The 14,583-nt window shown below is 66.6% G+C and carries 13 protein-coding genes; 5 read left to right on the top strand and 8 right to left on the bottom strand.

The window, feature by feature from the left end:
- Positions 1 to 7: 7 nt before the first annotated feature.
- Positions 8 to 1,651 carry an alkaline phosphatase D family protein gene (locus tag KTR9_RS14215; protein ID WP_044507950.1) on the bottom strand — a complete coding sequence of 548 codons (1,644 nt, stop codon included), beginning with the start codon at positions 1,649 to 1,651 and terminating at the stop codon, positions 8 to 10.
- Between the two features lie 157 nt (positions 1,652 to 1,808).
- On the opposite strand from KTR9_RS14215, the gene KTR9_RS14210 reads away from it, so the two are divergent.
- On the top strand, positions 1,809 to 2,108 hold the full coding sequence (locus KTR9_RS14210; RefSeq protein WP_014926941.1) for a putative quinol monooxygenase: 300 nt from the start codon (positions 1,809 to 1,811) through the stop codon (positions 2,106 to 2,108).
- 56 nt (positions 2,109 to 2,164) lie between these two features.
- Complete coding sequence (locus tag KTR9_RS14205) at positions 2,165 to 2,848, top strand: DNA alkylation repair protein (protein WP_014926940.1); 684 nt, start codon at positions 2,165 to 2,167, stop codon at positions 2,846 to 2,848.
- A gap of 70 nt (positions 2,849 to 2,918) precedes the next feature.
- On the opposite strand, the gene gdhA is transcribed toward KTR9_RS14205, so the two are convergent.
- From gdhA to KTR9_RS14190, 3 genes are all read right to left on the bottom strand, one after another.
- Positions 2,919 to 4,280 (bottom strand): NADP-specific glutamate dehydrogenase, encoded by a 1,362-nt coding sequence (gene gdhA / locus KTR9_RS14200; RefSeq protein WP_014926939.1) that lies wholly within the window; start codon positions 4,278 to 4,280, stop codon positions 2,919 to 2,921.
- 184 nt (positions 4,281 to 4,464) lie between these two features.
- Entirely contained in the window at positions 4,465 to 4,845 is a 381-nt protein-coding gene (locus tag KTR9_RS26955) for a hypothetical protein (RefSeq protein WP_238553871.1), read from the bottom strand.
- A 490-nt stretch (positions 4,846 to 5,335) separates the two neighbouring features.
- Positions 5,336 to 6,331, bottom strand: coding sequence for an alpha/beta hydrolase (locus KTR9_RS14190; RefSeq protein WP_014926937.1), 996 nt, complete (start codon positions 6,329 to 6,331; stop codon positions 5,336 to 5,338).
- A gap of 248 nt (positions 6,332 to 6,579) precedes the next feature.
- On the opposite strand from KTR9_RS14190, the gene KTR9_RS14185 reads away from it, so the two are divergent.
- Positions 6,580 to 7,956: an NAD-dependent succinate-semialdehyde dehydrogenase gene (locus tag KTR9_RS14185; protein ID WP_014926936.1), complete on the top strand. Its 1,377-nt coding sequence runs from the start codon at positions 6,580 to 6,582 to the stop codon at positions 7,954 to 7,956.
- A gap of 90 nt (positions 7,957 to 8,046) precedes the next feature.
- On the opposite strand, the gene KTR9_RS14180 is transcribed toward KTR9_RS14185, so the two are convergent.
- The 3 genes from KTR9_RS14180 to KTR9_RS14170 form a co-directional block, all read right to left on the bottom strand.
- Entirely contained in the window at positions 8,047 to 8,793 is a 747-nt protein-coding gene (locus KTR9_RS14180) for an MBL fold metallo-hydrolase (RefSeq protein ID WP_044507946.1), read from the bottom strand.
- Between the two features lie 190 nt (positions 8,794 to 8,983).
- Positions 8,984 to 9,493, bottom strand: coding sequence for a putative immunity protein (locus KTR9_RS14175; protein ID WP_014926934.1), 510 nt, complete (start codon positions 9,491 to 9,493; stop codon positions 8,984 to 8,986).
- Positions 9,494 to 9,517: 24 nt separating this feature from the next.
- Positions 9,518 to 9,991, bottom strand: coding sequence for a winged helix-turn-helix transcriptional regulator (locus KTR9_RS14170; protein WP_014926933.1), 474 nt, complete (start codon positions 9,989 to 9,991; stop codon positions 9,518 to 9,520).
- 126 nt (positions 9,992 to 10,117) lie between these two features.
- Here KTR9_RS14170 and KTR9_RS14165 point away from each other — a divergent pair, with 126 nt between their 5' ends.
- A complete protein-coding gene (locus tag KTR9_RS14165) occupies positions 10,118 to 11,293 on the top strand; it encodes an acetyl-CoA C-acyltransferase (protein ID WP_014926932.1) in 1,176 nt (391 codons plus the stop codon).
- Positions 11,294 to 11,474: 181 nt separating this feature from the next.
- Positions 11,475 to 12,755: a low temperature requirement protein A gene (locus tag KTR9_RS14160; RefSeq protein WP_014926931.1), complete on the top strand. Its 1,281-nt coding sequence runs from the start codon at positions 11,475 to 11,477 to the stop codon at positions 12,753 to 12,755.
- A gap of 54 nt (positions 12,756 to 12,809) precedes the next feature.
- Here the strand turns inward: KTR9_RS14160 and KTR9_RS14155 are convergent, their stop codons facing one another.
- The gene (locus tag KTR9_RS14155) at positions 12,810 to 14,438 is read right to left on the bottom strand and encodes an APC family permease (RefSeq protein WP_014926930.1); all 1,629 of its coding nucleotides are present in this window, start codon (positions 14,436 to 14,438) and stop codon (positions 12,810 to 12,812) included.
- Positions 14,439 to 14,583: the final 145 nt, after the last annotated feature.

Below are 14,583 nucleotides of genomic sequence, written 5' to 3'. Positions count from 1 at the left end.
CTGCGCGCTATGTGCGTTCTCTTGCTACGAGATCCGGGGTCAGGGAGATGTTTCGGGCCCTACCCAGCGTCCCGTCGAGGTCGGGTTGCTCGAAGGTGACCTCGGCGGAACGCCCCTCCACCGAGAGCGTCGCGATGGTGTTGCCGAACAGCGGGCCGAGAGAGTTGCGCCAGGCGACCGGCAGATCCGGCGACCCGCCGCGACGGGCCCAGCGTCGGACGATCGAGGCGAGCCGATTGGACCATCCCAGCCGGAACACCACCTTGATGTACGGCGGGATCGCGTTGTGCACGGGCGAGCACACCAGCTGGTGGACGTCGGCGGTGGTCGCGTCCGAGAAGGTCGCACGCGCGGCGTAGCTGTGGTGGACGTCGCCGGACAGTACGCTGACCGTCGCCGGCCCCGGATCGCGGGTCGCGACCCGCCGGATCATGTCACTGAGCCGGACGAAGGAGTCGAAGAAGGCAGGCCAGTGCTCGAGGTCCGCCCCCTGCCGGATCTTCTCGGCGAGGTGCCCTCGACGCCCCGACCGCCGGGCGCCGATCTCGTTGAGGGTCTCCGCATCGCCGACGACGGGCGGCAGCAACCACGGCAGCGATGAACCGAGGACGAGGTGGTCGAGCCCGTCCAGATCGTCGTCGACCTGGCTCTCGACCCAATCGAATTCGACGTCGCTCAACATCTTTCGCGTCCCCCCGGAGAGGATGCGACCGTTGCGGGAGTCGATCATGACGAGCCGCGTGTTGCCCAGGTCCCATCGGAAGCTGAACCGGATGCCCTTGGTTCCGTCGGTTTCGTGGTCGGCGCGATCCGCGACACCGATCAGGTGGGGCCAACAGTCACCGTCGATCTCGCGCACGCGGCGGTAGTCCTCGGACTCGGCCAGTTCGGCGGGGGAGAGGTTGCCGAGGTGCTGATACACCCAGTACGACGCCAGGCCGGCGCGGATACGGTCCTGCCACCACGGCTTCTCCCGCATCTGACGACGCCAGGTGTCGGAGGTGTTCCAGTCATCACGGATGTCGTGATCGTCGAAGATCATGGCCGTGGGCACGGTGGAGAGGATCCATCGGATCTCGGGGTCACCCCAGGTGTGCCGATAGAGGCCCTCGTATTCCTCGAAGTCGACGACTTCGTCCGACGGTCCGGCGGTGGACGTCCGATTCGATTCCAGCGACTCCTTCACCTGCGGGGTCAGTTCGTCGGCGTACACCTGGTCGCCGAGCAGGATGAGCGTGTCCGGCCACTCGTCGACCGGGAGATGACGCATCCGGATGGCGTAGCAGTCCAACGCGTCGAGTCCGAGTTTCTGGTCGAGCTTCGGGTCTTCGGCACGTGGATACCGACAGGACCCGAACACGAATCGGTGCCGGTCCGCGGTGTCCGGTCCCCGGGTTCGGATGACGCTGGGCGGGAATTCCATGTCGGGAAGCGGCCACTCGAGGGCGCCGTTGACGCGGACCTGGTACTCGGTGATCGTGTCGGGCACCAGGCCGGTGACCTCGACCAACGCATAGTGATGACCGGACACCTCGAATGTCCGGGTGCCGCAACCGAGCACCTCGACCTCGCCCGGTTCGTCGGTTTGCACCCAGACCAGCGCGGAGGTCTCGTCGACGTGCCGGAGGATCGGACCCAGAACCAAAGCCATTCGATCAGAGTAGGCCGTCGCGCGCGCTCGTGCGCCCGCGTCGATCGGCGCGATGAGTTCGTTCGGGAGAGCCGGTCTGTACTCGTGTTCCCGCTGCACGTGGGGAGACGGTCACGCCGGCAGGACGGCGCACCGAGAATCGACGGAGGAGGAACCCATGGTGATCGTGGCCGGCAGTCTTCGAGTGGACCCGCGGGGGCGGGCTGACTACCTCGCCGGATGCGAGGAGGTCATCGGTGCGGCCCGTCGGGCTCCGGGGTGTCGCGACTTCGGGATCAGCGCCGACACGACGGACCCGGGCCGTGTCAACATCTTCGAGCGATGGGACTCGCAGTCGGCAGTCGACGCCTTCCGGGGTGACGGGGTCGGCGACGAGCAGGCGCAGGCGATCCTCTCGGCGGCGGTCGCCGAATACGATGTCGCCGACATCCGGATCCTCGCCGGCGATCCGGACTGACGACCGTGCGCCGGCCGTCGTCGTACGCTGTGTGCGCGCCACGCGAGGGGAGAGAGATGACCGGCAGTACCGACGTCCACCAGAGTCTCGCCGAGGTCCTCGATGAGCTACGGACACTCGATGACCCGAAGATCCGGGCGGTGAACGAGCGGCACGGGGACGATCACGGGGTCAATCTCACGAAGCTCAGGGCCCTCGCGAAACGACTTCGGATACAGCCCGACCTCTCCGCGGCGCTGTGGGTGACCGAGGACACGGCGGCGCGGTTGCTCGCTCTGCTGATCTGCCGCCCGAAGTCGTTCGACGCCGCGGCGCTCGACACGATGGTCCGCGAGGCCGACCGGCCGAAGGTGCACGATTGGTTCGTCAACCATGTCGTCAAGAAGAATGCGCATGCCGAGGAACTGCGGACGGCGTGGATGGGTGACCCCGATCCCGGTGTCGCGGCAGCGGGCTGGGCCCTGACCTCCGATCGGGTGGCCAAGCGCCCCGGTGATCTCGACCTCGCGGTCCTGCTCGACGTCATCGAGTCGGAGATGACACAGGCTCCGCCTCGTCTGCAGTGGGCGATGAACACCTGCTTGGCGACCATCGGCATCGAGAATCCCGAGTTCCGTACCCGTGCAATCGACATCGGGGAGCGGTTGAAGGTGCTCGAGGACTATCCGACGTCACCTGGGTGCACGTCGCCGTATGCGCCGGTGTGGATAGCCGAGATGGTCCGACGCCGCGAGGTCTGATCGGAGATCATCCGGCTTCGACCTACTTGAAGGTCAAGTGTCCGTGCATCTCCGGCGTCGCGGCTTCGGGTCAGATGAGACCCAGTGCGAGCATCGCATCGGCGACCTGGGTGAACGCCGCGATGTTGGCGCCGGTCGCGTAGTTGCCGGGCACCCCGTACTCGTCCGCCGTGTGCAGGCAGTGATCGTGGATCGACGTCATGATCTCCGACAGCCGCTCTTCGGTGTGACTGAACGACCACGAATCCCGGGATGCGTTCTGCTGCATCTCGAGTGCGCTCGTGGCCACTCCGCCCGCATTCGCGGCCTTACCCGGCGCGAAGCTGACGCCCGCCTCGGCGAAGATGCGCACCGCCTCGGGTGTGCTGGGCATGTTCGCGCCCTCGGCCACGATGCGGCACCCGTTCTTCGCCAGTTCGGTGGCGTCGACCCCGTTCAGTTCGTTCTGCGTCGCGCAGGGAATGGCGATGTCGGTGGGCACACTCCACAACGAGCCGGAGCCGATGTGCCGGGCGGACCCGCGGCGAGCGTCGACATAGTCCGAGATCCGGCCACGCCGAACGTTTTTGATGTCCTTGAGCAGTTCCAGGTCGATACCGGCCTCGTCGACGACATGACCTCCCGAGTCCGAGCAGGCGATCACGCGGCCACCGAGTTGTTGCACCTTCTCGATGGCGTGGATCGCGACATTGCCCGAGCCCGAGACGACCACGGTCTTGCCGTCGAGATCGTCGCCGACGGCCGCCAGCATGTCACGGACGAAGAACACGACGCCGTACCCGGTTGCCTCGGTGCGGACCTGCGAGCCACCCCACGCGAGTCCTTTGCCGGTGAGGACGCCGGACTCGTAACGGTTGGTGATGCGCTTGTACTGGCCGAAGAGATAACCGATCTCACGACCACCGACGCCCGTGTCGCCGGCGGGCACGTCGGTGTACTCGCCGATGTGGCGGTACAGCTCGGTCATGAACGACTGGCAGAAGCGCATGACCTCCCCGTCGGAGCGCCCCTTGGGATCGAAGTCGGCGCCGCCTTTGCCGCCGCCGATCGGGAGTCCCGTCAGAGCGTTCTTGAAGATCTGCTCGAACCCGAGGAACTTGACGACGCCCAGGTAGACGCTCGGGTGAAAACGCAAGCCCCCCTTGTACGGTCCCAGAGCGGAGTTGAACTCGACACGGAAACCGCGGTTGATCTGCACCTGGCCCTGGTCGTCGACCCACGGCACCCGGAAGATGATCTGGCGCTCGGGCTCGGTCAGCCTCTTGATGATCCCCGCGTCCGCGTAATGAGGGTGCTTCGCCAAGACCGGACCCAGACTGTCGAAGACCTCCCGGACGGCCTGGTGGAACTCGGCTTCCCCGGGGTTTCGCGCAACGACCTGCGCGTACAGATCACTGATCTTCTCGTCGAGCACGGCCACGATGACGACCACTTCCTTATCGATACGTGTGGGACGGCGACGTGCGTGAGCACGTCGCCACCCGCACCCTATCGAGCGACAGAAATTCGACCGCAGACCGGTCCGTCTGACGAACGTCGCGGGTGCATCCGCGACGGGAGATCAGGATGGACTCGCCCTGACGACGAGGGGGATCGCGCTCACCGCGACGCGCGCATCACGATGACGCGAGAACGGGTCGCCGTATCTCGAGCGTCGGGTGCCGAGTCGCGATCTCACGCCGGGACGTCGGGTCGGCGCCGGTGGTGAGCGTCAGAATCCAGGGCACCGATTCGGTGTCGTCTGACACCCATGGATCCAACTCGAGGTGGGCCAGGATGTCGCGCGACAGGCTCTCGACTTTCGCGACGGTCAGGCGACCGGAGGAGTCCGCGAATCCGAAGCACACCTCTCGACCCTCCGGGACCCCGAACACGTCCACGTCGTTCTCGCGGTGCCACTGCCTGCGCAGCAGCAACGAGTCCGACTCTTCGACGACAACCGAGCATCTGGCGGGGTGAGAAAAGGCGTTCAGGGCGCGTGTCGACGCGCGATCCACGAATTCTCTCACCCGACTCGGAGACCCGCATACGCGTATCCGACACTCCATCACAACCGCTTTCACGGCCACTCTTCCTTTCATAGTTTCCGGTCGAGTCCGACCGGTGCCATGGACTCTAGCCGAGAAAAAAATAAAAGCCAGTTCGACGGTTTCGGTTTGTCTGATAGCGACGAAATCGCTTGTACGCCAGTAGGTGACGGTCACGGCAAAGGTGAACGCGCGGCGAGACTGGACTTTTGTTTTTTCCGGGCTATGGTCACGGAGGTGGTAGGTCAGAGCCCCTGTGGTCGACAACCGATGGAGGAAAAATGGCAGAAAAGAATTCGAGTTCCAAGAAACGCCGCCAAGAACTCAAGGAGCGCCGTGAGCGGAAACGCGCACTCGAGGACACCTCAATTGTTCGGAGGAGGAAAAGTGCCCGCTGACGTGGCTGCTCTCTGAGGAGCGAGCAGTTCCTTCGAGGAGCGGTGAACGGCCGATCGCGGCGTCAGCGCGGGCCGTTCAGTGCCCGCGCGATGGTCGGCCAGGCACGATGCAGGTCCTGGTTCCAGTAGCCCCATGAGTGCAGTCCGGCGCGGAAGTCATACGTGATGTCGACTCCCGCGCGGTCCGCGCGACGTTTGAAGCTCTCGGTGCATCGGGCGACGATACCCTCGAGGACGCCGCCGACGGGTGACGCGAGACCGGCAATTCCGAGTGCCGGGTCGGGGAGCCCGTTGCCGACCGCCACGTACACGGGCTTGCCGCGCAGCGCGGACACGTGATCGGCAGGATTGTGGGCATCCCAGGTGTCGTGGTCGAGCGGCCCCCACATGTTCTCCGGATTTCCGCCCCTCGTGCTGACCGATGTGGCGGTCGCCTGCCGGAACTCGGGCGATCCCTGATCGAGGCACCCGCTGAACGCGACGGCGCCCCGGTAGAGATCGGGGTTGCGCACCGCGATGGACATCGCGCCCAGCGCTCCCATCGACAGCCCGCCGATCACGTTGCGTCCGTCGCCCCGAAAGCGCCGGTCGACCAGTGGCGGGAGTTCGTCGGTGAGAAAGGTCTCCCACATGTTCCGCCCCAGCACCGGGTCGAGCCGGCGCCAGTCGGTGTAGTACGAGCCCGTACCCCCGATCGGCAGAACCACGTTGACCTTCTTGTCGGCGACGAAACGTGCGATGTCGGTCTGGAACGTCCATCCACTCTGGGTGTAATTGGTGTAGACCCCACCGTCGATTCCGTCGAGTAGATACAGCGTCGGGCGCGGTCCGGTCCGGTCGCGGGGAACCAGCACGCTCACTCGGACCGGCCGCTTCATCGCTGCCGAATACACGGTCATCGTCGTGCGCGTCGCAGTCTCCGGGGAGACCGCGAGGATGCGCGCCGAATCGCCGAGCTTCGGTGGAGTCGCCGCGGCCGGCTGCCCTGTCGAGAGGCTCGCGACGATCGCGATGAGGAAAGCACAACCGAGCCCCGCGGCTCGCCGCCAGTGTGACACTCTTCGATCCCCCTCGGACGCTGCCGATCACGAGTCGCGACCCACCCCCAGGTCGACGTCCGGCATCCGCCGCGTGTCGGTCGATCACGGGTCCGAACTCGGACCGCCGCCATAGTAGAACAGGTTCGTGACCGTCGTGGGACCAGAGCGCGCCGACGGTCGGGGTTTTGGGCCGTGGGACGCGGGTACCCGACTGCTCCCGGGCTGTGGACAGTCGGGATGCAACGACAGAGGAAGGTAGGTGCTCCTTGAGCACATATGTCACCGCGAATCCGACCACGGGTGTGACCGACCGGGAATTCCCCGGACTGAAGGACGACGAGGTGGCCGGCGTTGCCGAACGGTCGCTGGCTGCCTACCAGGACTGGCGTTCGACCGAGGCGTCCGAGCGTGCCGCGATACTGTCGCGAACCGCGGATCTGTACGAGAAGCGAGCCGATGAACTGGCGGCCGTCATCACGACCGAGATGGGCAAACCGGCCAAGGAAGCTGCCGGTGAGGTTCAGCTGGCCGCCGACATCTATCGCTGGTACGCCGAGCACGGACCCGATCTCCTGGAGACCGAAGCCCTCGATCCACAGGGAGCGGACGCGTCGATCGTGCAGGTGACGCCGATCGGGCCGCTCGTCGGCGTCATGCCATGGAACTATCCGTACTATCAGGTCGCTCGATTCGTCGCGCCGAACCTGTTGGCGGGCAACACCGTCATCCTCAAGCACGCATCGATCTGCGCCGCGTCGTCGGCTCTGATGGCGGAGATCCTGCACGACGCGGGTGTGCCCGCCGACGCGTACATCAACGTGTACGCGAGCAGTGATCAGATCGCAGAATTGCTGGCCCACAACGCGATACGCGGTGTGTCTCTCACCGGAAGCGAAAAGGCCGGCGCCGCCGTGGCGAAGGTGGCGGCGGAGAACCTGAAGAAGTCCGTGCTCGAGCTCGGGGGGTCGGACCCGTACATCCTCCTCGATTCCGCCGACATGGAACGCACGACGAAGATCGCGGCTCGGGCACGATTGTCGAACGCCGGTCAGGCGTGCAATTCACCGAAGCGCTTCATCGTGCTCGAGGAGTTGTACGACGATTTCGTCGACGGGGTGGTGAAGCAGTTCGAGTCGACCGCGGTCGGTGATCCGGCGGACGAATCCACCCAGATGGGGCCGTTGTCATCTCTCTCGGCGCGCGACACCGTGGCCGAGCAGGTCGAGACCGCGGTGAAACAAGGTGCCACGCTGCGCACGGGTGGGAAGCCCGTGCAGCGGGACGGCGCCTTCTTCGAGCCCACCGTCCTGACCGACATCACCCCGGACATGGATGCGTACTCCGAAGAGATCTTCGGTCCGGTCGCCATGATCTACAAGGTCGCCTCCGCCGAGGACGCCGTGGCGCTCGCCAACGATGTCGAGTTCGGCCTGAGCGGTTCGGTGTGGAGCGGCGACATCGGCAAGGCCGAACAGGTGGCCGACCGGCTCGAGGTCGGGATGGCCTATGTCAACGAGCACGGCACCACCTTGCCCGGGCTCCCGTTCGGCGGGGTCAAGCGTTCGGGTTACGGCCGCGAACTCGGACGCTGGGGCATGGGCGAATTCGTCAACACGAAGCTCCGTCGGACAGCCTCCGCATAGATCGGATCACCCGACGACGAGCGGGTCTCCACGACGTGCAGGGCGGGCCGACGCGAGAAGCGTCGGCCCGCCCTGCTGTCTTCGGCTGGGTCAGCCGCTGGTCTCACGCGCGCGGGCGACGGCGACGGCCACCCCGTGGTGCCACGGGACGCCATGGCCGGGCAGGAGCGATTTCGCCGCTGTTGCCGCCAGCGCGTCGAGCGATGTGCGATTGCGATCGAGGTCGGCGGTTGCGGACCCGGCGATCATGCGCGGGCCGGTCGCTGCGGTGTACGGATCGAGCGTCACCAGGGCGTCGCCGGCGATGACCGCGTCGCGGGACGGAAAGTGGAGTGACACATGGCCGTAGGTGTGCCCTGGGGTGGGGACCACCTGCGCGCCGCCGGGGAGCACCGCGTCGTCGCCGAAGGTCGTCACGTCCATGTGGTCGACGCCGCGCACGGTGAGCGCGCCCGCCGCTGCCATGCGCCCGAGCAGCGGGAGGGCACGCGGATGACGAAGGGGCACCCCGAATCTGGTGGCGTTCTGATGTGCGTAGCGGTAGGGATGCGATGCCAGCCACGCGTCGTCACGATGGACGTGGACAGGGATCCGCCACTCACGCGCCAGGCGTCGCGCGGTGCCGACATGGTCGAAATGGCCATGGGTGATGATCAGATCGGAGACCGCGTCGGTGTCCCGGCCGAGTTCGCGGACGGCTTTGCGGAGCGGCTCGTACGACCGGGGGAGTCCGCAGTCGACGAGCACCAGCCGGTCACCGTCCTCGACCAGATACTGATTCGTGTGCGCGTGTTCGAGCCAATGGATGCCGGGGACGACGTCGCGATGCAAGGTCATGCTCGGGCGCATACCCGGCGGGGGCAGCGGCAAACCGTGGTACGACCTTGGAAGTTTGGACAAGACCGGGGGTTTTCTGTAATCACCCCGGCCTCTGGCTCGACATGCGGGTTACAGCACCGCGCGAGCGTGAGTCCGACACTATCAGGCCTACCGCGGCGGAAGCCAATCGTGGACCGTGGTGCCGGAATCAGCCGTCGGAGAACACCGACCAGCACAGGTCATTTCGTGCGCGCTGGTCGGCGAGCACCAGGTCGCGCAGTTGGTCCGGGAGTTGTGCACGCTGCCAGGCGCATTCGCGCCTGCCGGCGTCATCGCTGCCGTGTTCGGCGCTTACCGCCTTGATCGCATACGCCGCGGCGCCCAGATCATGCGAGGCAACGTGTGCGGTCACCGCTGCCTGTCCGGCGGCGTATGCGGCGAATCGTGGAGCGCCACGGAGGTCACGAGCGGCACCCATGGCGTGTCCGCCCGCGGCTCGCGACTCCATCATCGCCAGCTCACCCCTGGTCCACGCGCGGACCGCGGCGATGGCGTCGCGGGGTCGCGTGTCCTCGGGTCGCGCCGACTCGAACAGGGGGAGGACGTGCTCGGCGCACGCCGCGGCCCAGAGTGCCAGCAAGTGATGGTCGGCGTCGGTGAGTGTCCCGCCACGGCGGATGGTGACCAAGCGGGGATCGAACACCTTGGGGAGAATCATCCCGACCGTTCCTGTCTGCGCGAATCAGCGCGTGTGCCGGGCGACGCGCAGCTCGACATCCTCGGGTGCGAGCACCGCGGTGGGCTCGGCGACGACCCCGACACGCACGGGGGCATGCTCCTTGTCGGTCACGGTGAGCGGCGCGCCGTCGGGCTGCAGATGGTCGTTGCCCCATTGCATCAACGACATCACCACGGGAAACAGGTCGCGGCCCTTGTCGGTGAGTTGATACTCGAACCGTTCACGCTGCCCGGCTTCGCGGTAGGGCACCTTGGTGAAGATCCCCGCCTCGGTGAGTTCTCTCAGGCGGGCCGACGCGACCGCATCGGTGATCCCGACCCGGCGACTGAACTGATCGAACCTGGTGGCGCCGTAGAAGGCCTCCCTCAGGATGAGGATCGCCGACCGGGTCCCCACCAGGTCGATCGCCTTCGCGATCGAGCAACCGGTGGCCTCCCAGCTGTCGCGCTCGGCCAGCGGTCCCTTCAGGTGCATCATGGCTCCACCCTACCCTGACTTGACAGAACCATAGCCAGGGCGTAGATCTGACTATGGCAGACAAAAGTCAGCTGGATATCCGGGTCGGCTGGAGTTTCCGACCCGCGAACTGATGGAGGATCAGTCATGAGATCTGCGGTCATCGTCGACGCTGTTCGCACGCCCATCGGCAAGGGCAAGCCCACCGGCGCCCTCCATGACGTCCATCCCGTCGACCTGCTGGCGCACAGCCTGCGCGCGGTCGTGGATCGCTCGGGCGTCGACCCCGAACTCGTCGACGACGTGATCACCGGAGTGGTCAGCCAGGTGGGCGAGCAGAGTTTCAACCTCGCGCGCCGCGGCCTCCTGGCCGCGGGCTATCCCGAGTCGGTGCCGGGCGTGTCCGTCGATCGCCAATGCGGCAGCGGCCAGCAGGCCATCGCATTCGCTGCACAGGGCATCATCGCGGGTACCTACGACGTCGCGGTCGCCGCGGGAGTCGAGTCGATGTCCCGGGTTCCGATGGGTTCGGCCGCGGCCGGTACCGGCGATCTGAACGGGCGGGCATTCGACGAGCGATACCCGGAGGGGCTCGTGGGTCAGGGGATCTCGGCCGAACTGATCGCCGCCCGCTGGGACATCTCGCGGCGCGAGATCGACGAATTCTCCCTGCGGTCCCATGATCTGGCCGCCACGGCCACCAAGAACGGACTCTTCGACAACGAACTCGCGGCTCTTGCCGGACTGACGTCGGACGAGGGGATCCGGCTCGGGGGCAGTCTCGACGATCTGGCCCGACTGCGGCCCGCCTATTACGACGAGGCGATCGCACGCCGATTCCCGGAGATCGACTGGAAGATCACCGCGGCGAGCGCGAGTCAGATCAGCGACGGGTCGTCCGCGGTACTACTCATGAGCGAGGAGAAGGCCGCCGAGCTCGGCGTGCGTGCCCGAGCCCGGGTACACACCATCGCGGTCGCGGGTGACGATCCGCTGCTGATGTTGACCGGCATCATCCCGGCAACCCGAAAGGCATTGTCGCGCAGCGGGCTGCGCATCGAGGACATCGACCTGTTCGAGGTCAACGAGGCGTTCGCGCCGGTGGTGCTCGCATGGTCGAGGGAGTTCGGCGTGGACTTGGACAAGGTCAATGTCAACGGCGGCGCGATCGCGGTCGGTCATCCGCTGGGCGCCAGTGGCGCGCGCCTCGCGACCACCGGGCTCAATGCCCTCGAGCATCGTGGAGGTCGCTACCTCCTCCAGACGATGTGTGAGGCGGGCGGACTGGCGAACGCCACGATCTACGAACGACTCGCCTCCTAGGTCGCGATGTCCGGACCCCACCGGGGCTGGGGGCGGCCACTGTTCGAGGGTTGCCCCTGTCGTTTGGGTGTTGCGACGGTGGGGTACCGGAGTGCACCGACGAGGCGTCGCTCGAATGCGTCGACGCCCGTAGGGCAGGATGGGTAGCGGACGAGCCCGCCACGCCGAGGATGGGACGCCGATGATGGGTGAGAGTACGCAGTCGCCGCCGGACGGTGGGCACGACGACGCTGCCGGCGTCGACGACGCGACTGATGTACGGGACAGCGAGGACAGCAGCGGTGCGGGCCAGCGGGCCCCGCTCGTCGAACCCCCACGGTTGCGCGTGGAGGAGGACCGGGCGGCCACCAGGCTCGAGTTGTTCTTCGATCTCGCCTATGTCCTCGTCATCCACCAGTTGGCGATCTCGCTCACCGACAGCATGGGCTGGCGGGGCGTGGGTGTGTTCGCCGGGTTGTTCGTGGTCACGTGGTGGTCGTGGGTGACCACGACGCTGTACGCCAACCGCTTCGACACCAACGATGTGTTCTACCGGGTCCTGAAACTGGCCGCGACATTCGCGGTCGCGGTGATGGCCGCGGGTGCCGCGACCGCGGTCGGCGGCGACGGTACCGTGGCATTCGGGGTGGGTTACATCACGACCCGGGTCATCCTGGCAGCGTTGTATTTCCGGGCTTGGCGACACATCATCGAGGTGCGCGTCACGGTCGACATCTATCTCGCGGCCACCATCGTGAGTGGGCTGATCTGGACGGTCTCGCTGTTCATGCCGTCACCGGTCACCTACATCCTGTGGGCGGTGGGCATTCTCGTAGAGGCGGTGGCGCCCTTCGCCGCGACGCGCTGGGGCCCGGACGTACCGCTACACCTCGAACACCTTCCGGAACGCTTCGGGCTGTTCGTCATCCTCGTTCTCGGCGAGTCGATCTCGGCCATCGTGCTCGGCATGAAGGACAGCCACTGGGCATGGTCGTCGACCGCCGTGGCAGCCCTGGGGTTCACGATCGCCGCCTCCGTCTGGTGGATGTACTTCGACATCGGCGGGGCCGAGGCCAAGGTCGAGATCCAAGACGACGACAGTGCGGTGGGCAGCGGACGGGCCGACGGGTACATCTACGGTCATCTGCCGCTCACCCTGGGTGCCGCTCTCGTGGGGGTGGGTATCGAACAGTATGTGCTCCACCCGATCGGTGAGTTGGAGTCTGCCGGGCGATGGATCCTGTGCGGCGGTATCGCTCTTTTCACTGTGGGGGTCTGCTCGATCCTCGGGTGGAGCTCGGGCAACTGGAAGACCGTGGTCCCCTGGCCCGCGTTGGTCATCCCGGTGGTGCTCGTGGTGGGCGCCGTCGACAACGCTCTTCCGTATGCGTCGGCGGTTGTCCTCGCCGTCGGTGCCGTCATCACCGTGGCGACCGGGGTCGTCCGGCGGCGGCGGAGCCCCGTCGAGACGACCGAGACCTGACCCCCGGCCGACCTCGGGACGGCGCCCGGGTCCCCGGGTCGGCCGGGCTCGACATCAGTGACGCGCTGCCGCGTCGAAGTGGTCTGTGTCGGGGCGCCGGTGATCGTCTGTGGTGGAGTCGCTGTCGGCGCGAAGGACCTCGACGATGCCGAGGTCGGCGAGCCGGGCGTGCTCCTCGACCGACAGCGTCTGGATGCTACCGATGCGGCGCGCCACATCGGGGCGTGCGCGGCGCAGGTACAGGTACCAGCCGACCGCGACGGCCAGGATGGCCGCATACACCAGCGGCAGGACATTGAACGGCCACTCGGGCTGCGGGTAGACGTTGTTGAGGATGACGTAGCCGAGACCGAGCGCGGCGAGACCGGAGACGATGGCACGCACCGGTGTGAGGGCCTTGATCCGATACAGCCAGATCGGCGTCGCGATGACCACGAGAAGGTAGCTGATCAGAAAGCCCCAGTTGGCCACGTAGGCGCCGTAGACATCGAAGACCAGCCGCCCGGCCGAGCTGAACGTCGCGACGACGGCGAACACCAGCGCCACCGCGCCGACGAGGAGAATGCCGACCCACGGCGTGCGATAGCGCGGGTGCGCCTGCGCGAGCACCTTCGGGAGGGCTCCCTCGTGGGCGAGGGTGAACAGTGACCGGGCGGCCGAGGTGGTGACAGCCGTGACGAAGACGATGAACGCGATGGCCACCGCCGCACTCACGACCGGGTTGATCCACGCCACCCCGGTGTCGTCGGCGAGCTGGGGCAGGACGGCCTTGTCCCCGTCGAAACCGTCGAAGTGCAGCACCTGGGGGTAGGTGGCCAGCAGGTAGAGCACCCCGATGATGAGCACGACGCGCAACAGTGCCCGGGCGATCGTGCGGTGCGCATCGCGTGCCTCGGCGCCGAGCGATGCCACGCTCTCGAATCCCGCATAGGCACCCACGGCGGTGACTGCCGCGACGAATGTCGAACTGTCACCCAGATTGGAGAGGCTCAATTGCTCGGCGTCGAACCGGAACCCGTAGGCGACATACGACGCGATGATGATGACGGCGATGGACACCAGTGCCAGCACCTCGAAGGCGAGTTCGTACCTCGCCGCGAGGGTCGCTCCGCGAAGTGGCAGGTAGATGCCGACTCCGACGACGATGACGACGAGAAGCAGCTTGAACCACGTTGCCTCGCTGCCCAATCCGATCTCGAACAGGAACGCGTCGACGTACAGGACGCCGCCGAGGGTGCCGGTGGTGGCGAAACCGATGTACCCCAGCAGCAGGCTGGTGCCCGCGACGAACGCGAATCCCGGGCCGAGACCGTTACCGGTGTAGGTGCCCAGGGAACCGCTCGACACCGTGCGGCGGGCCTGGAAACCGATCGTGCCGGCGATCAGCAGAGCGATCACCAGCCCGACGATCGCCGCCCAGGCCGCCCCTTTACCGGCCGCCGTGTACAGCGCGAACGGTACGACGGCAATCGCGACGCTCGGTGCCGCCGCGGCGAGCCCCTGGGCGAACACGCCCCAGGTGCCCAGCGCGTCCTTCTCCAGTCCTGTGGTTTCCGCGGACGTCAGGTTGCGTCCACCGAGGGACAGCGTCGTCGGCGATGGTGCCGGCGAATCCGGGCCCGTCGGAGAAGGCCGGGACGTGCCGGCATCGGTGGTCGGTGGGGTCTCCGCGGATGCGGTCATGACTCCCTGCTTTCTCGAATCGCGATGCCGTCGGAAAACGCTGGCGCGCAGCTGTTTCGATGATTGTCGCGAGGTGATAACGGTCGGGACCGAGTATGCGCGGATTCGGTCGCCGAGAAACTCGTTGCGCTCGCTGCGGTTCTTT

The organism is Gordonia sp. KTR9 (assembly GCF_000143885.2).
Taxonomy (GTDB): domain Bacteria; phylum Actinomycetota; class Actinomycetes; order Mycobacteriales; family Mycobacteriaceae; genus Gordonia.
This window is presented reverse-complemented; position numbering and strand designations above follow the sequence as displayed.

Bases quoted from the DNA above. Each gene is read 5' to 3' on its own strand.
- KTR9_RS14155 (WP_014926930.1), bottom strand. From the start codon at position 14,438: ATGACCGCATCCGCGGAGACCCCACCGACCACCGATGCCGGCACGTCC.
- KTR9_RS14170 (WP_014926933.1), bottom strand. From the start codon at position 9,991: ATGATGCACCTGAAGGGACCGCTGGCCGAGCGCGACAGCTGGGAGGCC.
- KTR9_RS14205 (WP_014926940.1), top strand. From the start codon at position 2,165: ATGACCGGCAGTACCGACGTCCACCAGAGTCTCGCCGAGGTCCTCGAT.
- KTR9_RS14215 (WP_044507950.1), bottom strand. From the start codon at position 1,651: ATGGCTTTGGTTCTGGGTCCGATCCTCCGGCACGTCGACGAGACCTCC.
- KTR9_RS14175 (WP_014926934.1), bottom strand. From the start codon at position 9,493: ATGATTCTCCCCAAGGTGTTCGATCCCCGCTTGGTCACCATCCGCCGT.
- KTR9_RS14160 (WP_014926931.1), top strand. From the start codon at position 11,475: ATGATGGGTGAGAGTACGCAGTCGCCGCCGGACGGTGGGCACGACGAC.
- KTR9_RS14165 (WP_014926932.1), top strand. From the start codon at position 10,118: ATGAGATCTGCGGTCATCGTCGACGCTGTTCGCACGCCCATCGGCAAG.
- KTR9_RS14180 (WP_044507946.1), bottom strand. From the start codon at position 8,793: ATGACCTTGCATCGCGACGTCGTCCCCGGCATCCATTGGCTCGAACAC.
- KTR9_RS14210 (WP_014926941.1), top strand. From the start codon at position 1,809: ATGGTGATCGTGGCCGGCAGTCTTCGAGTGGACCCGCGGGGGCGGGCT.